This is a genomic window from Streptomyces sp. CS113 (assembly GCF_002188365.1).
Taxonomy (GTDB): Bacteria; Actinomycetota; Actinomycetes; order Streptomycetales; family Streptomycetaceae; genus Streptomyces; species Streptomyces tendae.
Genome location: NZ_KZ195574.1, coordinates 3,509,431 through 3,524,961, shown reverse-complemented (window position 1 = coordinate 3,524,961; position 15,531 = coordinate 3,509,431). Strand labels below are relative to the sequence as shown.

Annotated in this window: 10 protein-coding genes; 8 read left to right on the top strand and 2 right to left on the bottom strand. The window is 73.3% G+C overall.

Annotated features, from left to right (window positions below):
* Positions 1–58: 58 nt before the first annotated feature.
* Positions 59–973 (top strand): LysR family transcriptional regulator, encoded by a 915-nt coding sequence (locus tag B9W62_RS15225; protein ID WP_087807703.1) that lies wholly within the window; start codon positions 59–61, stop codon positions 971–973.
* 106 nt (positions 974–1,079) lie between these two features.
* Here B9W62_RS15225 and B9W62_RS15220 read toward each other — a convergent pair whose 3' ends face one another.
* The gene (locus tag B9W62_RS15220; RefSeq protein WP_007444023.1) at positions 1,080–1,418 is read right to left on the bottom strand and encodes a WhiB family transcriptional regulator; all 339 of its coding nucleotides are present in this window, start codon (positions 1,416–1,418) and stop codon (positions 1,080–1,082) included.
* Positions 1,419–1,799: 381 nt separating this feature from the next.
* Here B9W62_RS15220 and B9W62_RS15215 point away from each other — a divergent pair, with 381 nt between their 5' ends.
* From B9W62_RS15215 to B9W62_RS15200, 4 genes are all read left to right on the top strand, one after another.
* Positions 1,800–2,411 carry a response regulator transcription factor gene (locus tag B9W62_RS15215; protein WP_003948568.1) on the top strand — a complete coding sequence of 204 codons (612 nt, stop codon included), beginning with the start codon at positions 1,800–1,802 and terminating at the stop codon, positions 2,409–2,411.
* Between the two features lie 281 nt (positions 2,412–2,692).
* Positions 2,693–3,280, top strand: coding sequence for a sigma-70 family RNA polymerase sigma factor (locus tag B9W62_RS15210; protein ID WP_087807702.1), 588 nt, complete (start codon positions 2,693–2,695; stop codon positions 3,278–3,280).
* Positions 3,281–3,419: 139 nt separating this feature from the next.
* Positions 3,420–4,925: an IMP dehydrogenase gene (gene guaB, locus B9W62_RS15205; protein WP_087807701.1), complete on the top strand. Its 1,506-nt coding sequence runs from the start codon at positions 3,420–3,422 to the stop codon at positions 4,923–4,925.
* Between the two features lie 140 nt (positions 4,926–5,065).
* A complete protein-coding gene (locus tag B9W62_RS15200) occupies positions 5,066–6,190 on the top strand; it encodes a GuaB3 family IMP dehydrogenase-related protein (RefSeq protein WP_052839813.1) in 1,125 nt (374 codons plus the stop codon).
* Positions 6,191–6,821: 631 nt separating this feature from the next.
* Here the strand turns inward: B9W62_RS15200 and B9W62_RS15195 are convergent.
* A complete protein-coding gene (locus tag B9W62_RS15195; protein WP_087807700.1) occupies positions 6,822–8,039 on the bottom strand; it encodes a nucleotide sugar dehydrogenase in 1,218 nt (405 codons plus the stop codon).
* 302 nt (positions 8,040–8,341) lie between these two features.
* Between B9W62_RS15195 and B9W62_RS15185 the strand changes: the two genes are divergently transcribed.
* From B9W62_RS15185 to B9W62_RS15175, 3 genes are all read left to right on the top strand, one after another.
* Positions 8,342–10,048, top strand: a complete 1,707-nt coding sequence (locus tag B9W62_RS15185; protein WP_087807698.1) for a glycerol-3-phosphate dehydrogenase/oxidase — start codon at positions 8,342–8,344, stop codon at positions 10,046–10,048.
* A gap of 100 nt (positions 10,049–10,148) precedes the next feature.
* Positions 10,149–12,263: a serine/threonine-protein kinase gene (locus B9W62_RS15180; protein WP_087807697.1), complete on the top strand. Its 2,115-nt coding sequence runs from the start codon at positions 10,149–10,151 to the stop codon at positions 12,261–12,263.
* Positions 12,264–12,436: 173 nt separating this feature from the next.
* The gene (locus tag B9W62_RS15175) at positions 12,437–15,472 is read left to right on the top strand and encodes a protein kinase (RefSeq protein WP_087807696.1); all 3,036 of its coding nucleotides are present in this window, start codon (positions 12,437–12,439) and stop codon (positions 15,470–15,472) included.
* Positions 15,473–15,531: the final 59 nt, after the last annotated feature.

Below are 15,531 nucleotides of genomic sequence, written 5' to 3'. Positions count from 1 at the left end.
GTCAAAGCGGCGACGCATTATTCGTCGCCCGGTCAAAGGGTCGCTTATCCTCGACGGTGTGATCGAGGCTCGTCATCTCCGCGTGCTGCGCGCCGTGGCATCCACCGGTTCCTTCTCCGCCGCCGGGCGCGAGCTGGGCTGCACCCAGCCGGCCGTCAGCCAGCAGATGAAGGCCCTGGAGTCCTCCGTCGGCACGCCCCTGCTCGTGCGCACCGGACGCGAGATGCGGCTGACCCAGGCCGGAGAGGCGCTGGTGCGGCACGCCGCCGGGATCATCGCCGGGCTCACGGCGGCCGAGGAGGAGGTCGCCGCGATCGCCGGGCTGCGCGCCGGGCGGGTCCGGCTGGTCTCCTTCCCCAGCGGCAGCTCCACCCTCGTACCGACCGCCCTGGCCGCGCTGCGCGCCGCGCACCCCGGCACCCGGGTCTCCCTGGAGGAGGCCGAGCCGCCGAACTCCGTCGAGCTGCTGCGCGAGGGCGACTGCGACGTGGCGCTCGCCTTCCGCTACGAGGGCGCGGCCGGCGCCGAGGAGTGGGACGACCTCGTGGTACGGCCGCTGCTGACCGACCGGCTGGTGGCGCTGGTCCCCGAGGGGCACCGGCTGGCCCGTACCGAGGGGTCCGTGGCCATCGGGGAGCTGGCCCGGGAGTCCTGGATCGCCGGCTGTCCGCGCTGCCGGGGCCAGCTGGTCGAGGTGTGCGAGGGGGCCGGGTTCTCTCCCCGCATCGACTTCGCGACCGACGACTACCCGGCGGTGGTCGGCCTGGTCGGCGCGGGCCTCGGCGTGGCCGTGCTGCCCCAGCTCGCCGTCGAGTCCGTACGGCCCCGGGGGGTGCGGACGGTCGCGCTGGAGCCGGCCGTGCGGCGGGAGATCGTCGCGCTCACGCTGCCCGACCTGGCGCAGGTGCCGGCGGTGGCGGCGACCCTGGACGAGCTGGCCCGGGCGGGGGCACGCCAGTCGGCGGCGCGCTGAGCGCACCGGGGAGTCACGCGCCGCCGGGTATCCCCCAACCGCATCGCGGTGTCCTGCGCCCGGTTGTCGGAAGCCTTTCGTCGCCTTCTTCCAGAGAAACGTTCCTTCAGTGAGGCGCGGCCGTCTCCCCGCCGGCCGACGCCGAGGCCGTCGCCGCGACCAGGCGGTTGCGGGCCCGTCCCATGAGTTCTTCGCGCTCGTCCTCGGTCAGCCCGCCCCACACGCCGTACGGCTCACGCACCGCCAGCGCGTGCGCCGCGCACTCGGCGCGGACCGGGCACCTCATGCAGACCTCCTTGGCCGAGTTCTCGCGAGCGCTCCGTGCCGCACCGCGTTCGCCTTCCGGATGGAAGAAGAGCGAGCTGTCCACCCCGCGGCACGCGGCCAGGAGCTGCCAGTCCCACAGGTCCGCGTTCGGTCCGGGAAGGCGGGAGAAATCTGCCATTGCGTGACCCCTTGTAGCCGTTCTGGGTGGATACGGTGTCCACGACCGTACAACTACGATCTAAGGAGATGAAAATATGACTCATTGCGAATCTAGCCGCAGACACCAGCGAAGTGGAAGAAAAGCGGCTGAATGGGGCACCGCTTGTGATGAAACGGCGCGGGTCCGACGCGCATGTCTGCTGCGTGGCGGCCCCCTCACGTAGAGTGCCGAAGACGACACACAGCCCCGTAACTCTTTCGAGTGACCATCGTTGAGAGTGCGGAGGCGGTTGAAGGAACAAGTGCTCGGGCGGGCGTCCGGGACGGTCGACCGCACAGGTGACGATTTCGTACCAGCCTGGAGGCTCAACGTGACGCGCATCAGCTGCGGAGGACGGCCATGACTTCCGTCCTCGTCTGCGACGACTCCCCGCTTGCCCGAGAGGCGCTCCGCCGCGCGGTCGCGACCGTGCCCGGCGTCGAGCGCGTGACGACGGCCGCCAACGGCGAGGAAGTCCTCCGCCGCTGGGGAGCCGACCGCTCGGACCTGATTCTGATGGACGTGCGCATGCCCGGTCTGGGCGGCGTCGAGACCGTCCGGCGGCTACTGTCCGCCGACCCCGGCGCGCGCATCATCATGCTCACCGTCGCCGAGGACCTGGACGGCGTGGCCCTCGCGGTCGCCGCCGGTGCCCGTGGCTACCTGCACAAGGACGCCTCGCGCGCCGAGCTGCGCGCCACCGTGACCCAGGCCCTCGCCGACCCGACCTGGCGGCTCGCCCCGCGCCGGCTGCGCTCGGCCGAGATGGGCGCCGCGCCCACCCTCACCGCGCGTGAGATCCAGGTGCTCGAGGGCATGAGTCACGGCCGTTCCAACGCGGAGATCGGCCGCGAGCTGTTCCTCTCCGAGGACACCGTCAAGACCCACGCCCGGCGGCTCTTCAAGAAGCTCGGCGCCTCGGACCGGGCGCACGCCGTGGCGCTCGGCTTCCGGTGGGGCCTGGTCCGCTAGGAGCGCCCCCGTGCGAGGGAGTCCGAAAGGACCCGTCGGGGACGCGACGGTCCCCGCTTATCGCGAGGTGAGCGGGGGTGACAAGACGACCCGCCGGGTGCCCGCTGCTCGTTTCGCCGCGGATGACGCATCCTTGAGGTGTGGAGTTCCTCGGGGACGAGTCGGTCGAGCGGAAGGGGAGGGCGCAGGGGATGAGTTCCGGCGCACCTGCTCATAACGCTTCGGTGCACAACAACGGGCACGAAGCCACGGATCGGACGGCCGCAAGGCACGATGGACCGATGCGTGACGACGAGACGCCCCCGGACCAGGGGACGGTAGGTGGGCTCGTCCACCGCGCCGTAGACGGGGACGAGCAGGCCACGCACGACCTGCTCGCCCATGTCCACCCCCTGGCGCTGCGCTACTGCCGTACGCGTCTGTCCCGCCTGCCCGGCGACGCCCGGCACTTCGTCGAGGACCTCGCCCAGGAGGTCTGCGTCGCGGTGCTGCTCGCGCTGCCCCGCTACAAGGACACCGGACGCCCCTTCGAGGCGTTCGTCTTCGCCATCGCCGCCCACAAGGTCGCCGACCTCCAGCGCGCCGCGATGCGCCACCCCGGCTCGACGGCCGTCCCGTCCGACGAGATGCCCGAGCGGCCGGACGACTCGCTGGGCCCCGAGGAGCGCGCGCTGCTCAACAGCGACGCCGCCTGGGCCAAGAAACTCCTGGCCAACCTGCCGGAGAACCAGCGCGAGCTGCTCCTGCTGCGCATCGCGGTCGGGCTCACGGCCGAGGAGACCGGGCAGATGTTGGGAATGTCACCCGGGGCGGTACGGGTCGCCCAGCACCGGGCGCTGAGCCGGCTGCGGGCGCTGGCGGAGCAGTAGTCCGGGCGACCACTTGCGCGGCGGCCCCTCTCGTACAAAAGCACGAAGGCCGCACGCTTCCTTGATCGTGGAATGACCCACGTCCACTTCCCGTTAGCATGGACATCCGCACCGATCAAGGCCATTTGGGGAAGGTGTCATGACTGCCAACGTCGACGGAGTGCCCGAGAAATTCGCGACACTCGGGCTGACCTACGACGACGTGCTGCTGCTGCCGGGCGCCTCCGCGGTGCTTCCGAACGCGGTCGACACCTCGTCCCGCATCTCCCGCAACGTGCGGGTCAACATCCCGCTGCTCTCCGCGGCCATGGACAAGGTGACCGAGTCCCGGATGGCCATCTCCATGGCCCGCCAGGGCGGCGTCGGCGTCCTGCACCGCAACCTGTCCATCGAGGACCAGGCCAACCAGGTCGACCTGGTGAAGCGCTCCGAGTCCGGCATGGTGGCCAACCCCATCACCATCCACCCGGACGCCACCCTCGGCGAGGCCGACGCCCTGTGCGCCAAGTTCCGCATCAGCGGCGTCCCGGTCACCGACGGCGCGGGCAAGCTGCTCGGCATCGTCACCAACCGCGACATGGCCTTCGAGACCGACCGCACCCGGCAGGTGCGCGAGGTCATGACGCCGATGCCGCTGGTCACCGGCCAGGTCGGCATCTCCGGCGTGGACGCCATGGAGCTTCTGCGCCGCCACAAGATCGAGAAGCTGCCGCTGGTCGACGGCGACGGCGTCCTCAAGGGCCTGATCACGGTCAAGGACTTCGTCAAGGCCGAGCAGTACCCGCACGCCGCCAAGGACGCCAAGGGCCGCCTGCTCGTCGGCGCCGCCGTGGGCGCCAGCCCCGAGGCCCTCGACCGCGCCCAGGCGCTCGCCGAGGCCGGGGTGGACTTCCTCGTCGTCGACACCTCGCACGGCCACAACAGCAACGCGCTGAGCTGGATGTCGAAGATCAAGTCGAGCGTCGGCGTCGACGTCGTCGGCGGCAACGTCGCCACCCGCGACGGCGCCCAGGCCCTGATCGACGCCGGCGTCGACGGCATCAAGGTCGGCGTCGGCCCCGGCTCCATCTGCACCACCCGCGTGGTCGCCGGCATCGGCGTCCCCCAGGTCACCGCGATCTACGAGGCCTCCCTCGCCGCCCGCGCCGCCGGGGTGCCCCTGATCGGCGACGGCGGCCTCCAGTACTCCGGCGACATCGGCAAGGCGCTCGCCGCCGGCGCCGACACCGTGATGCTGGGCAGCCTGCTCGCGGGCTGCGAGGAGTCGCCGGGCGAGTTGCAGTTCATCAACGGCAAGCAGTTCAAGTCGTACCGCGGCATGGGCTCGCTGGGCGCCATGCAGTCCCGCGGCCAGGGCCGGTCGTACTCGAAGGACCGCTACTTCCAGGCCGAGGTCGCCTCCGACGACAAGCTCGTCCCCGAGGGCATCGAGGGCCAGGTCCCCTACCGGGGTCCGCTCGCCAACGTCCTGCACCAGCTCGTCGGCGGCCTGCGCCAGACCATGGGCTACGTGGGCGCGGCCACCATCGAGGAGATGGAGTCCAAGGGCCGCTTTGTCCGGATCACCTCCGCGGGCCTCAAGGAGAGCCACCCGCACGACATCCAGATGACGGTCGAGGCGCCGAACTACAGCCGCAGCAAGTAGGCGGACGCAGCAAGCAAGCACACGGGCAGCAGCCTCCCGAGGGCGGCTCCGGAGCATCCGGGGCCGCCCTCAGCGGTGCCCCGGCGGGTCCGTCGGGGATACTGGAAGGCGCTGCAACGCATCAGGGAAAGGCCACAGACGTGACTGAGATCGAGATCGGGCGCGGCAAGCGCGGCCGCCGGGCGTACGCCTTCGACGACATCGCCGTCGTCCCCAGCCGCCGTACGCGGGACCCGAAGGAGGTCTCGATCGCCTGGCAGATCGACGCCTACCGCTTCGAGCTGCCGTTCCTGGCCGCTCCCATGGACTCGGTCGTCTCCCCGGCCACCGCCATCCGCATCGGCGAGCTGGGCGGCCTCGGCGTCCTCAACCTGGAAGGGCTCTGGACCCGGCACGAGGACCCGCAGCCGCTGCTCGACGAGATCGCCGAGCTGGACACCGACAACGCGACCCGCCGCCTCCAGGAGATCTACGCGGCTCCTATCAAGGAGGAGCTGATCGGGCAGCGCATCAAGGAGGTGCGCGACTCGGGCGTGGTCACCGCCGCCGCGCTCTCCCCGCAGCGCACCGCCCAGTTCTCCAAGGCCGTCGTGGACGCGGGCGTCGACATCTTCGTCATCCGGGGCACCACCGTCTCCGCGGAGCACGTCTCCGGCTCGCACGAGCCGCTGAACCTGAAGCAGTTCATCTACGAGCTCGACGTCCCGGTGATCGTCGGCGGCTGCGCCACCTACACCGCCGCCCTGCACCTGATGCGCACCGGCGCCGCGGGCGTCCTCGTCGGCTTCGGCGGCGGCGCCGCCCACACCACGCGCAACGTGCTGGGCATCCAGGTGCCCATGGCCACCGCGGTCGCCGACGTGGCGGCGGCCCGCCGGGACTACATGGACGAGTCCGGCGGCCGGTACGTGCACGTCATCGCCGACGGCGGCGTCGGCTGGTCCGGCGACCTGCCCAAGGCCATCGCCTGCGGCGCCGACTCCGTGATGATGGGCTCCCCGCTGGCCCGCGCCACCGACGCGCCGGGCAAGGGCAACCACTGGGGCATGGAGGCCGTCAACGAGGAGCTGCCGCGCGGCAAGAAGGTCGACCTCGGCACGGTCGGCACCATCGAGGAGATCCTCACCGGCCCGTCGCGCAACCCCGACGGCTCGATGAACTTCTTCGGCGCCCTGCGCCGCGCCATGGCCACCACCGGCTACAGCGAGCTGAAGGAGTTCCAGCGCGTCGAGGTCACGGTCGCGGACTCGCAGCACCGGCGGTAGTCCTCACGGCATGTGAAGGGGCCGGTCACCTGGTGGGGTGACCGGCCCCTTTCGCGTGCTCGGGGGCTCTTGAGGGGGCGCGTGACGCGGCGCGAGGGCGTGCGGTGGTGTTCGGGGTGAATACGCCCGGGAGGGCCGTGCCGGATCGGTAATGTCCCTGCTCGGCGACCCCGTCTTTGGGGCGCCCCCTTCCAAGGAACCGTTCCGGACCCCGCTCCTCGGGGCCCGGCCCGAATTCCAGACGGACCGCCTCACCGGGATATGGGCGGCATCGTGGAAGGGGGCGCGCCATGGGCCGCCACCGCAAGCCCACCCGCTGGGACCGGATCCGTCTGCGGATGGTGAAGTTCCGGAGGAGGTGGATTCTGCGGATTTACGGGAAGTGAGCGGCCACCCCTAGAAGACATAGGGGTGGACACTCCGTTCACTTTTCTGGAGCCTGCCGCAAATCCCCTGCGGTGGGCTCCACCCTTTCGGACGGTGAGTGACCGTCCCTACGAGAATTAGGGGCGGACACCCGTTACCCGGCCACAGGCCCACTGCGGAGGGCGCCATCCGCTCCCCACCGTACCGGCGCAGCCGCCCTCCCACCACCAGCCCCGTGGCACGGTCACCCCCGTGCGCCCCCGCCTCACAACCGGTGCGCCGCCCCCGTCGGTGTGGCGCCTCGCGTGTCCAGGAGCAGCTGGGCCTTGACCGACAGGCCCTGGAGGTCGTACGTGCGGTGCTGCTGGAGGAGGATCGTGAGGTCGGCGTCGGCGGCGGCCTCGTAGAGGGAGTCGGCGCGGGGGACGGGGCGGTCGGCGACGTTCCAGGACGGGATGTGCGGGTCGTGGTAGCTCACGGCGGCGCCCATGGACATCAGGCGGGTCGCGATCTCCTCGGCCGGGGTGGCCTGCTGGTCGGCGAGGTCGGCCTTGTAGGTGACGCCGAGCAGGAGGATCCGGGCGCCGCGTGCGGACTTGCCGTGCTCGTTGAGCAGGGCGGCGGCGCGCTGGACGACGTAGCGGGGCATCTGGGAGTTGACCCGCTGGGCCAGCTCCACCATGCGCAGGCTGTGCGGGGCCCGGCCGGTCAGGTCCTGGGCGACGGAGTGGCCGCCGACGCCGGGTCCCGGGCGGAAGGCCTGGAAGCCGAAGGGCTTGGTCTCCGCGCAGCGCAGGACGTCCCACAGGTCGACGCCGAGGTCGTCGCAGAGCACCGCCATCTCGTTGACCAGGGCGATGTTCACGTGCCGGAAGTTGGTCTCCAGGAGCTGCACCGTCTCCGCCTCCCGCGGGCCCCGCGCGCGGACCACCTTGTCCGTGAGGCGGCTGTAGAAGGCGGCGGCCGACTCGGTGCAGGCGGGGGTGAGGCCGCCGATGACCTTCGGCGTGTTGGCCGGGGTGAAGTCGCGGTTGCCGGGGTCCACGCGGCTGGGGGAGTAGGCGAGGTGGAAGTCGCGGCCGGCGCGCAGCCCGGAGTCCTGCTCCAGGAGCGGGCGCAGGAACTCCTCCGTCGTGCCGGGCCGCACGGGCGACTCCAGGATCACCGTGGTGTGCGGGCGCATATGGGCGGCCAGGGTGCGGGCCGCGGCCTCCACCTGGGTGAGGTCCAGGCCGCCGTCCGCGCCCGGCGGGGTGGGCGCGCAGATGACGGCGGTGCGGACCCGGCCCAGCTCGGCCGGTCCGGCCGGTCCGGTCGGGGTGCGGAAGCCCGTGGCGAGCATCCGGCGCACCTCGGCGGGGGTGAGCGGGTCGGCCTCGGGTCCGGTGCGGTAACCGAGGGTGGGGATGCCGGCGGCGACGGCGGCCTGGGCCAGCGGCAGGCCGTACGGGCCGAGTCCGATGACGGCGAGATCTGCGGGCATGGCGTGGGCCGTCCTTCCCAGTAGCCGAAGCGGGACAGGTGCGCAAGCCCGGTGGACAGGACGGGCGAGCACAACGTCAGACTAGGAGTAAATATGACCGATTTGCGGTATTGGTCTGCGGAGTTTCGGCGAGTGTCGACGGCGCGCTGCCTGCCGGTACGGGCCGGTGGGGAAGTTGTCCACAGGTTCGGGACCGCGGCTGCCGAAGTCGGGCAGGCCGGTCAGAATCTGGGCATGGTGGGTACCAGGAACCGGGCTCGCCCGACGGGCGCGGCCGACGCGACCGACAGCGGGAGGCAGCAGTGAGGACAGCGACCCTTGGGCCGGCGCAGCGCGCCGAGTCACTCGCGGCCATGGCCGAGCGCGAACTCGACGTACTGGTGGTGGGCGCGGGTGTGGTCGGTGCGGGCACCGCCCTCGACGCCGTGACACGCGGCCTGTCCGTCGGCCTGGTGGAGGCGCGGGACTGGGCCTCGGGCACCTCCAGCCGGTCCAGCAAGCTGATCCACGGCGGCCTGCGCTATCTGGAGATGCTCGACTTCGTGCTCGTGCGCGAGGCGCTGAAGGAGCGCGGACTGCTGCTGGAACGGCTGGCGCCGCACCTGGTGAAGCCGGTGCCGTTCCTGTACCCGCTCCAGCACAAGGGCTGGGAGCGGCTGTATGCCGGATCGGGCGTCGCGCTCTACGACGCCATGTCCATGGCCCGCGGGCACGGGCGGGGCCTGCCGCTGCACCGGCACCTGAGCCGCCGTCACGCCCTGCGCGTGGCGCCCGCACTGAAGAAGGACGCGCTGGTCGGCGCATTGCAGTACTACGACGCCCAGATGGACGACGCCCGGTTCGTGGCCACCCTGGTGCGCACCGCGGCGGCGTACGGCGCCAAGGTCGCCAACCGCGCCCGGGTCACCTCCTTCCTGCGCGAGGGCGAACGGGTGGTCGGCGCGCGGGTGCAGGACGTCGAGGCGGGCGGCGAGTACGAGGTCCGCGCCAAGCAGGTGGTGAACGCGACCGGGGTGTGGACCGACGACACCCAGGCGATGGTGGGCGAGCGCGGCCAGTTCCACGTCCGGGCCTCCAAGGGCATCCACCTGGTCGTGCCCAAGGACCGCATCCACTCCAGCACCGGTCTGATCCTGCGCACCGAGAAGTCCGTGCTGTTCGTCATCCCCTGGGGCCGGCACTGGATCATCGGCACCACGGACACCGACTGGGACCTGGACAAGGCCCACCCGGCCGCCTCCAGCGCCGACATCGACTACCTGCTGGAACACGTCAACTCCGTGCTGTCGGTGCCCCTCACGCGCGACGACGTCGAGGGCGTGTACGCCGGGCTGCGCCCGCTGCTGGCCGGGGAGTCGGACGCGACCAGCAAGCTGTCGCGCGAGCACACCGTCGCCCACCCGGTGCCCGGCCTGGTCGTCGTGGCGGGCGGCAAGTACACGACGTACCGGGTGATGGCCAAGGACGCCGTCGACGAGGCCGTGCACGGGCTCGACCTGCGGGTCGCCGACTGCGTCACCGAGGAGACCCCGCTGCTCGGCGCCGAGGGCTACCACGCGCAGTGGAACGCGCGGGCCCGGATCGCCGCCCGCACCGGACTGCACGTCGTACGCGTCGAGCATCTGCTCAACCGCTACGGCTCGCTGACGGAGGAACTGCTCGAACTCGTCGCCGCCGACCCCTCCCTGGGCGAGCCCCTCACCGGTGCCGACGACTACCTGCGCGCCGAGGTCGTCTACGCCGCCTCGCACGAGGGCGCACGGCACCTGGACGACGTACTCACCCGGCGCACCCGCATCTCCATCGAGACCTTCGACCGGGGCACGCGCTGCGCCCGCGAGGTCGCCGAGCTGATGGCGCCGGTCCTCGGCTGGGACAAGGGCCAGGTCGAGCGGGAGATCGAGCACTACGAGAAGCGGGTCGAGGCCGAGCGGGAGTCGCAGCGCCAGCCCGACGACCTGACGGCCGACGCGGCCCGGCTGGGGGCGCCGGACATCGCGGCGCGGTAAGGAGGGCGGGGAGGGAACCCTGCGGGCACCCTGGGCGTAGAGCACTTGTCGGGTGAGGGACAATGAAGGCTCTGTCAGGGCGGGTTGCATGAGGGGACGCATGTCGGAGGCGGAGCGGGCGGGGACATCCCGTACGGACAAGAGCGCACGTCTCCTCGCCGGGCGGTACCGGCTGGGAGACGTGCTCGGCCGCGGCGGCATGGGGACGGTGTGGCGGGCGGAGGACGAGACCCTCGGACGCACGGTCGCCGTCAAGGAGCTGCGGTTCCCGGGGAACATCGACGAGGAGGAGAAGCGGCGCCTGATCACGCGCACGCTGCGCGAGGCCAAGGCGATCGCGCGGATCCGCAACAACAGCGCGGTCACCGTCTACGACGTGGTCGAGGAGGACGACCGGCCGTGGATCGTGATGGAGCTGGTCGAGGGCAAGTCGCTCGCCGAGGCCATCCGTGAGGACGGGCTGCTGGAGCCCCGGCGCGCCGCCGAGGTGGGCCTGGCCGTCCTGGACGTGCTGCGCTCCGCACACCGCGAGGGCATCCTGCACCGCGACGTGAAGCCGTCGAACGTGCTGATCGCCGAGGACGGCCGGGTCGTGCTCACCGACTTCGGCATCGCCCAGGTCGAGGGCGACCCCTCCATCACCTCCACCGGCATGCTCGTCGGCGCCCCCTCCTACATCTCGCCCGAGCGTGCACGCGGCCACAAGCCCGGCCCGGCCGCCGACCTGTGGTCGCTGGGCGGACTGCTGTACGCCGCTGTCGAGGGCACCCCGCCCTACGACCGGGGCTCGGCCATCGCGACGCTCACCGCGGTGATGACGGAGAACCTGGAGGAGCCGAAGAACGCCGGCCCGCTGCGGGACGTCATCTACGGGCTGCTCACCAAGGACCCCGACCAGCGGCTGGACGACGCGGGCGCCCGCGCGATGCTCAACAAGGTCATCCACGCCCCGGAGCAGGCGGCCGGGGACGAACCGGCCGACGCCACCAAGGTCGTGCCGCTGCCCCCGCAGCCGGACGGGCGCAGGCGTCGCGGCGGTGCCCAGGGCTCCGGCGGCAAGCTGGGCGAGGAGGCCGGGGAGAAGCTTCGCGGGGCGCTGCGTTCCGTGCGCAAGGCCGCCGTCGGGGCCGGTGCCGCCGGTGCGGCGGCCGCCTCGCGGACCAAGCCGGGCGACGGCGGCCGGACGGCGACCGGAGCCGAGGGCGCCAGGGCCGCCCACGGGTCCGGCGGGACGGCCGCCGCCCCGCCGGCGCCGAGGACCGGATCGGCCTCGGGCCCGGTCTCGGGACCGGGTGCGGGTGCACGTACGGGTGCGCGTCCCGGTGCCGTGGGCAGTGGCGCCGGGACGTTCGGCGCGGGGACCGGTGCGGCGAACCCGGCCGGTGGAACGCGGAGTTCCGGCTGGCCGGTCGTGCCGCCGCCGGACCTGCCCGCCCGGCCCGTGCCCCGGGCCCCGCTCACCGACGTGGTGCCGCGCCGGACGCTGATCATCATCGCGGTGGTCGTGGCACTGGCGGTGCTCGGCACCGTGCTGGCGCTCACGCTCGGCGGTGGCGACGACGACAAGGGCGCCGAGGGCGGCAGCGGCGGCAAGGCCGTCGCCTCCGCCGGTGCGAGCGGCGACACCAAGCAGGACGACGAGAGCGGCACCGGCACCGACGGCGCCGCCTCCGACCCGGCGGCGAGCGAGGAGGCGTCCGGCGCCGCCCCGGACGCCGGCCCGGGCGCGTCCGGCGAGGCCGGCGACACGTCGGACGACGCCGGGAAGTCCGACGACGACGAGGACGTGGCCACCACCCACAAGGGCGGCCAGGGCTACCGCATCGGACTTCCCGAGGGCTGGAAGTTCACCACCACTGGCTCCTCGGGCGACCGGTTCACCGGGCCCCGCGGACAGAAGCTGCTGGTCGCCTGGACCTCCACCCCCAAGGGCGACCCGGTCGCGGACTGGAAGAACCAGGAGCGGTACATGGTCCGCTCGAACTACCAGAAGATCCGCATAGAGAAGGTGGACTACCGGGACTGGAACACGGCCGACTGGGAGTTCACCTACACCGACGGCGGCACCAAGTACCGCACCGTGGACCGGGGTTTCGTCGTCAACGACCACCAGGGCTACGCGCTCATGTACACCGCGAAGGCCGCCGACTGGGGGGACGACCTGCGCCGGGACACCTGGCGGACCCTGTCGAAGACCTTCGTACCCAAGTCCTGAGCGGAGGGGGCCGGTGCCCGGGGTGCCGGGCCACGGGTTTCAGCCGCGCGATATCTGGCATCAGCTCATTGCGGGTTGCCTCCGGCACGTATCGTGAGTGGTTGCGGACCGTACGCAGCCGGAACGGCCCGCCGGACGAACGGAATTGACCGACGGCTGCCGGGGGTGGCGACGTGGACGACTACGCGGGACGGGTGCTCGCCGACCGCTACCGCCTGCCCCTGCCGCCGTCCGACGAGTACGAACTCACCGAGACCCGGGCCTTCGACACCTACAGCGGTCAGGAAGTCCTGGTCCGCCAAATCCCGTTGCCGGAGGTCGTCGAGGCCGAGGTGCTCGACGCGGACGGTCTGCCCGACGGCTTCACGGCCCGCGACGGCGGCGCCCGGCACCCCGGCAGGCGGACACCGGCCGCGGGCGGCGGCATCAGGCGGCCGGCCGATCCGGTGGTACGGCGTGCCGTCGAGGCCGCGCAGGCCGCGGCGGCGGTGCCCGACCATCCGCGCCTGGACCAGGTCTTCGACGTCTTCGCCGAGGGCGGTTCGCTGTGGATCGTCAGCGAGCTGGTGGCCGCGAGGCCGCTGGCCGCGCTGCTCGCCGAACAGAACCTGACGCCGTACCGGGCGGCCGAGGTGGCCTCCGACGTCCTCCTGGCCCTGCGGGTGCTGCACTCGTACGGCTGGGTGCACCGCAACATCACCGCACGCACCGTGCTCGTCTGCGACGACGGGCGGGTCATGCTGACCGGCCTGGCGGTCGGAGCGGCGGAGGAGGCGCTGTGCGGGTACGACCCCGTGCCCCCGCCGCCCGACGACGAGCCGGGCACCGCCGTCGACCCGGACGGCACCTTCGGCCCGGGCGGCGGCGTTTCGAGGACCGTGGCCCTCGGTCCGGGCGGCGCCGACCCCGGCGTCGACCCCGAGGCCGCCCGGCGCGCCGCCATCGAGGCGCGCGGTGTCGGCGCGCTCCCCGCGCCCGGGGGTCCGGGGCCGGGCGGAGCCCCCGCCCCCGCCGGACTCGCACCCGCGACGCTCGACGCCGCCGGGGACGCCCGTGCCGCCCGCGCCGGTGCGATCGCCGCCTACCGCGCGGGAGCCAGGGCCGCCGCCCGCGTCCAGGAGGCCCAGACCGGCCGCGCGGCCCTGCCGGGCGCCCGCCCCGCCCCCGACGACGCCTCGCGGGCCGATGGTCCCGGCACGGTGAGCGGACGTCCGGGTCCCGCCACCGGCCCCGGCCGGGCGGCGCACCCCGAGGGCTCCGGCGGCCCCGAGGGCCCCGACGCGGCGTCCGGCGGTGCCCCGTGGGACGACGAGGGCGTCGGTGACGTCGCCCCGCCGGGCCAGATCACCGACCCCTACGGCGTACGCACCACCTCCTGGCACGGCGCCACACCCCGCCGCCCCGGGGACCCGGCGTCCGCCGCGCACCTTCGCCCCGGCGACCCGGCGTCCGCCGCGCACCCTCGTCCCGGCGAACCGGGGTTCCCCGCCCCGCGACCGGCCGGTGAACCGGCGCCCGGCTCCGGCCCGGCGGCCGGGCGGTCCCTGCCCGCCGCACGCCGGGAGGACACCGCGCAGCCCACCGCCGCATGGCGGGAGGCCGCGCCCGGAACCGCCCCAGGACCGCGCGAAGCCGGCCCCGGAGCCACCGGCGCCTGGGAGGTCGGCCCCGGAGCGGCGGCACGGCCGTCGGAAGCCGCGCCCGGGAGCGCCGCGGGGCCCCGGGGGGCTGCCTCCGGGACAGCCGCCGGGGCATGGGAGACCCGTTCCGGGGCCGCCGCGGTCCGGCCGGGGGAAGCCGCCCCTCGCTCCGGGGCCGCGGCCCGACCGTGGGAGGCCGGCTCCGGGGAGGTGGCGCGGTCGTACGGGGCTGGCTCCGACGTGGCCGGGCCGGTGCGCGAGGGCGGGGCCGGGGGCTGGGACGGCCCGGGCGGCCGGGCGGCCGTGCCGCGCGGGCCCGCCACCGCGCTCGACGCCGAGCGGGCCCGGCAGACGCGGATGGCCGTGGTCGGACCCGTCACCGAACGCTGGGCGCCCGAACAGGCCGGACCGGTGCACGAGAACTGGCAGCTGGCCGCGCCCATCGGCCCCGCCACCGACCTGTGGGCCCTGGGCGCGCTGCTCTTCCGCGCCGTACAGGGACACGCGCCCTACCCGGAGGAGGCGACCGCCGAGCTGGTGCAGATCGTGTGCGCGGAGCCCCCGGCGTTCGCCGAGGAGTGCGGGCCGCTCCGGCCGGTCGTGGAGTCGCTGCTGCGTCAGGACCCCACCGAGCGCATCGACTTCGAGGAACTGAGCGGCTGGCTGCGCTCCCTGGTGCGTTCCGCGCCCGAGCCGGAAGCGGGCCTGCACGTCGTCTCGGCGCCCCCCGTCGAGACCGGCCGGCTGCCGATCGTGCGCCGCCGCGGCGAGCTGGTGCGCAGGCGGCGCGCCGGTCTGCCCGCGCACCACGGACGGCACAAGCGGGGCAGGCCGGAGACCGGCCGCTCCCCACGCAGCCTCGGCCGGACCCTGCTCCTGCTGATACTGCTGGCGCTGGCGGGCGCGGTCGCCTACGCCATGTTCTTCATGCCCAAGAGCGACACCAGCGGCACGGGCACCGCCGACCGGACCGGCGCCGCCAGCGAGGTGAGCCAGGCACCGCCCGCGCAGTCACCGGACGCCGGCGGCGAGCCCCGGCCGGACCAAACCTCCCCGGAGCCCGACCCCGACGCCTCGCGGACGGCGGGCGGCTCCACCGAGCCCCAGTCCAACGTCGCCGACGGATTCACCCTGCGCAAGGACGCCGAGGGCTTCCGCGTCGCCGTCGCCGAGGGCTGGAACCGCACGCCCCGCAACGGCAGCGGCCAGGTCGTGTACGGCAAGGGCGACTTCGAGCTGATCGTCGTGCCGGGCCGCGACCGCGCCGCCGAGTTCGGCGACGACCCGATGACCTACCAGCGCGACAGCGAACCCGAGTTGGCCTCCTACCGGGCCTCCAGCTGGGCCACCTCCAGCGGCCTGAAAACCATCGAGGTCGGTGGACGGACCATGGCGGAGGGGCAGTTCACCTGGACCGCCGCCGACGGCGGTGAGCTGTACGTGCGCAACGTCGCGATCCTCATCGACGGGCGCTACCACGTGGTGCAGGTCCGCGGCCCGGAGGCGGAGCGTGACGAGGTGACCCGGCTGTTCGAACAGGCCTCGGCCAGCTACCAGTACACGCGCTGACCGCGGTGCGGCCCGATGGTTGCCTCCTGTCACGGAAAGCGACAACCGTCACAGAGCGG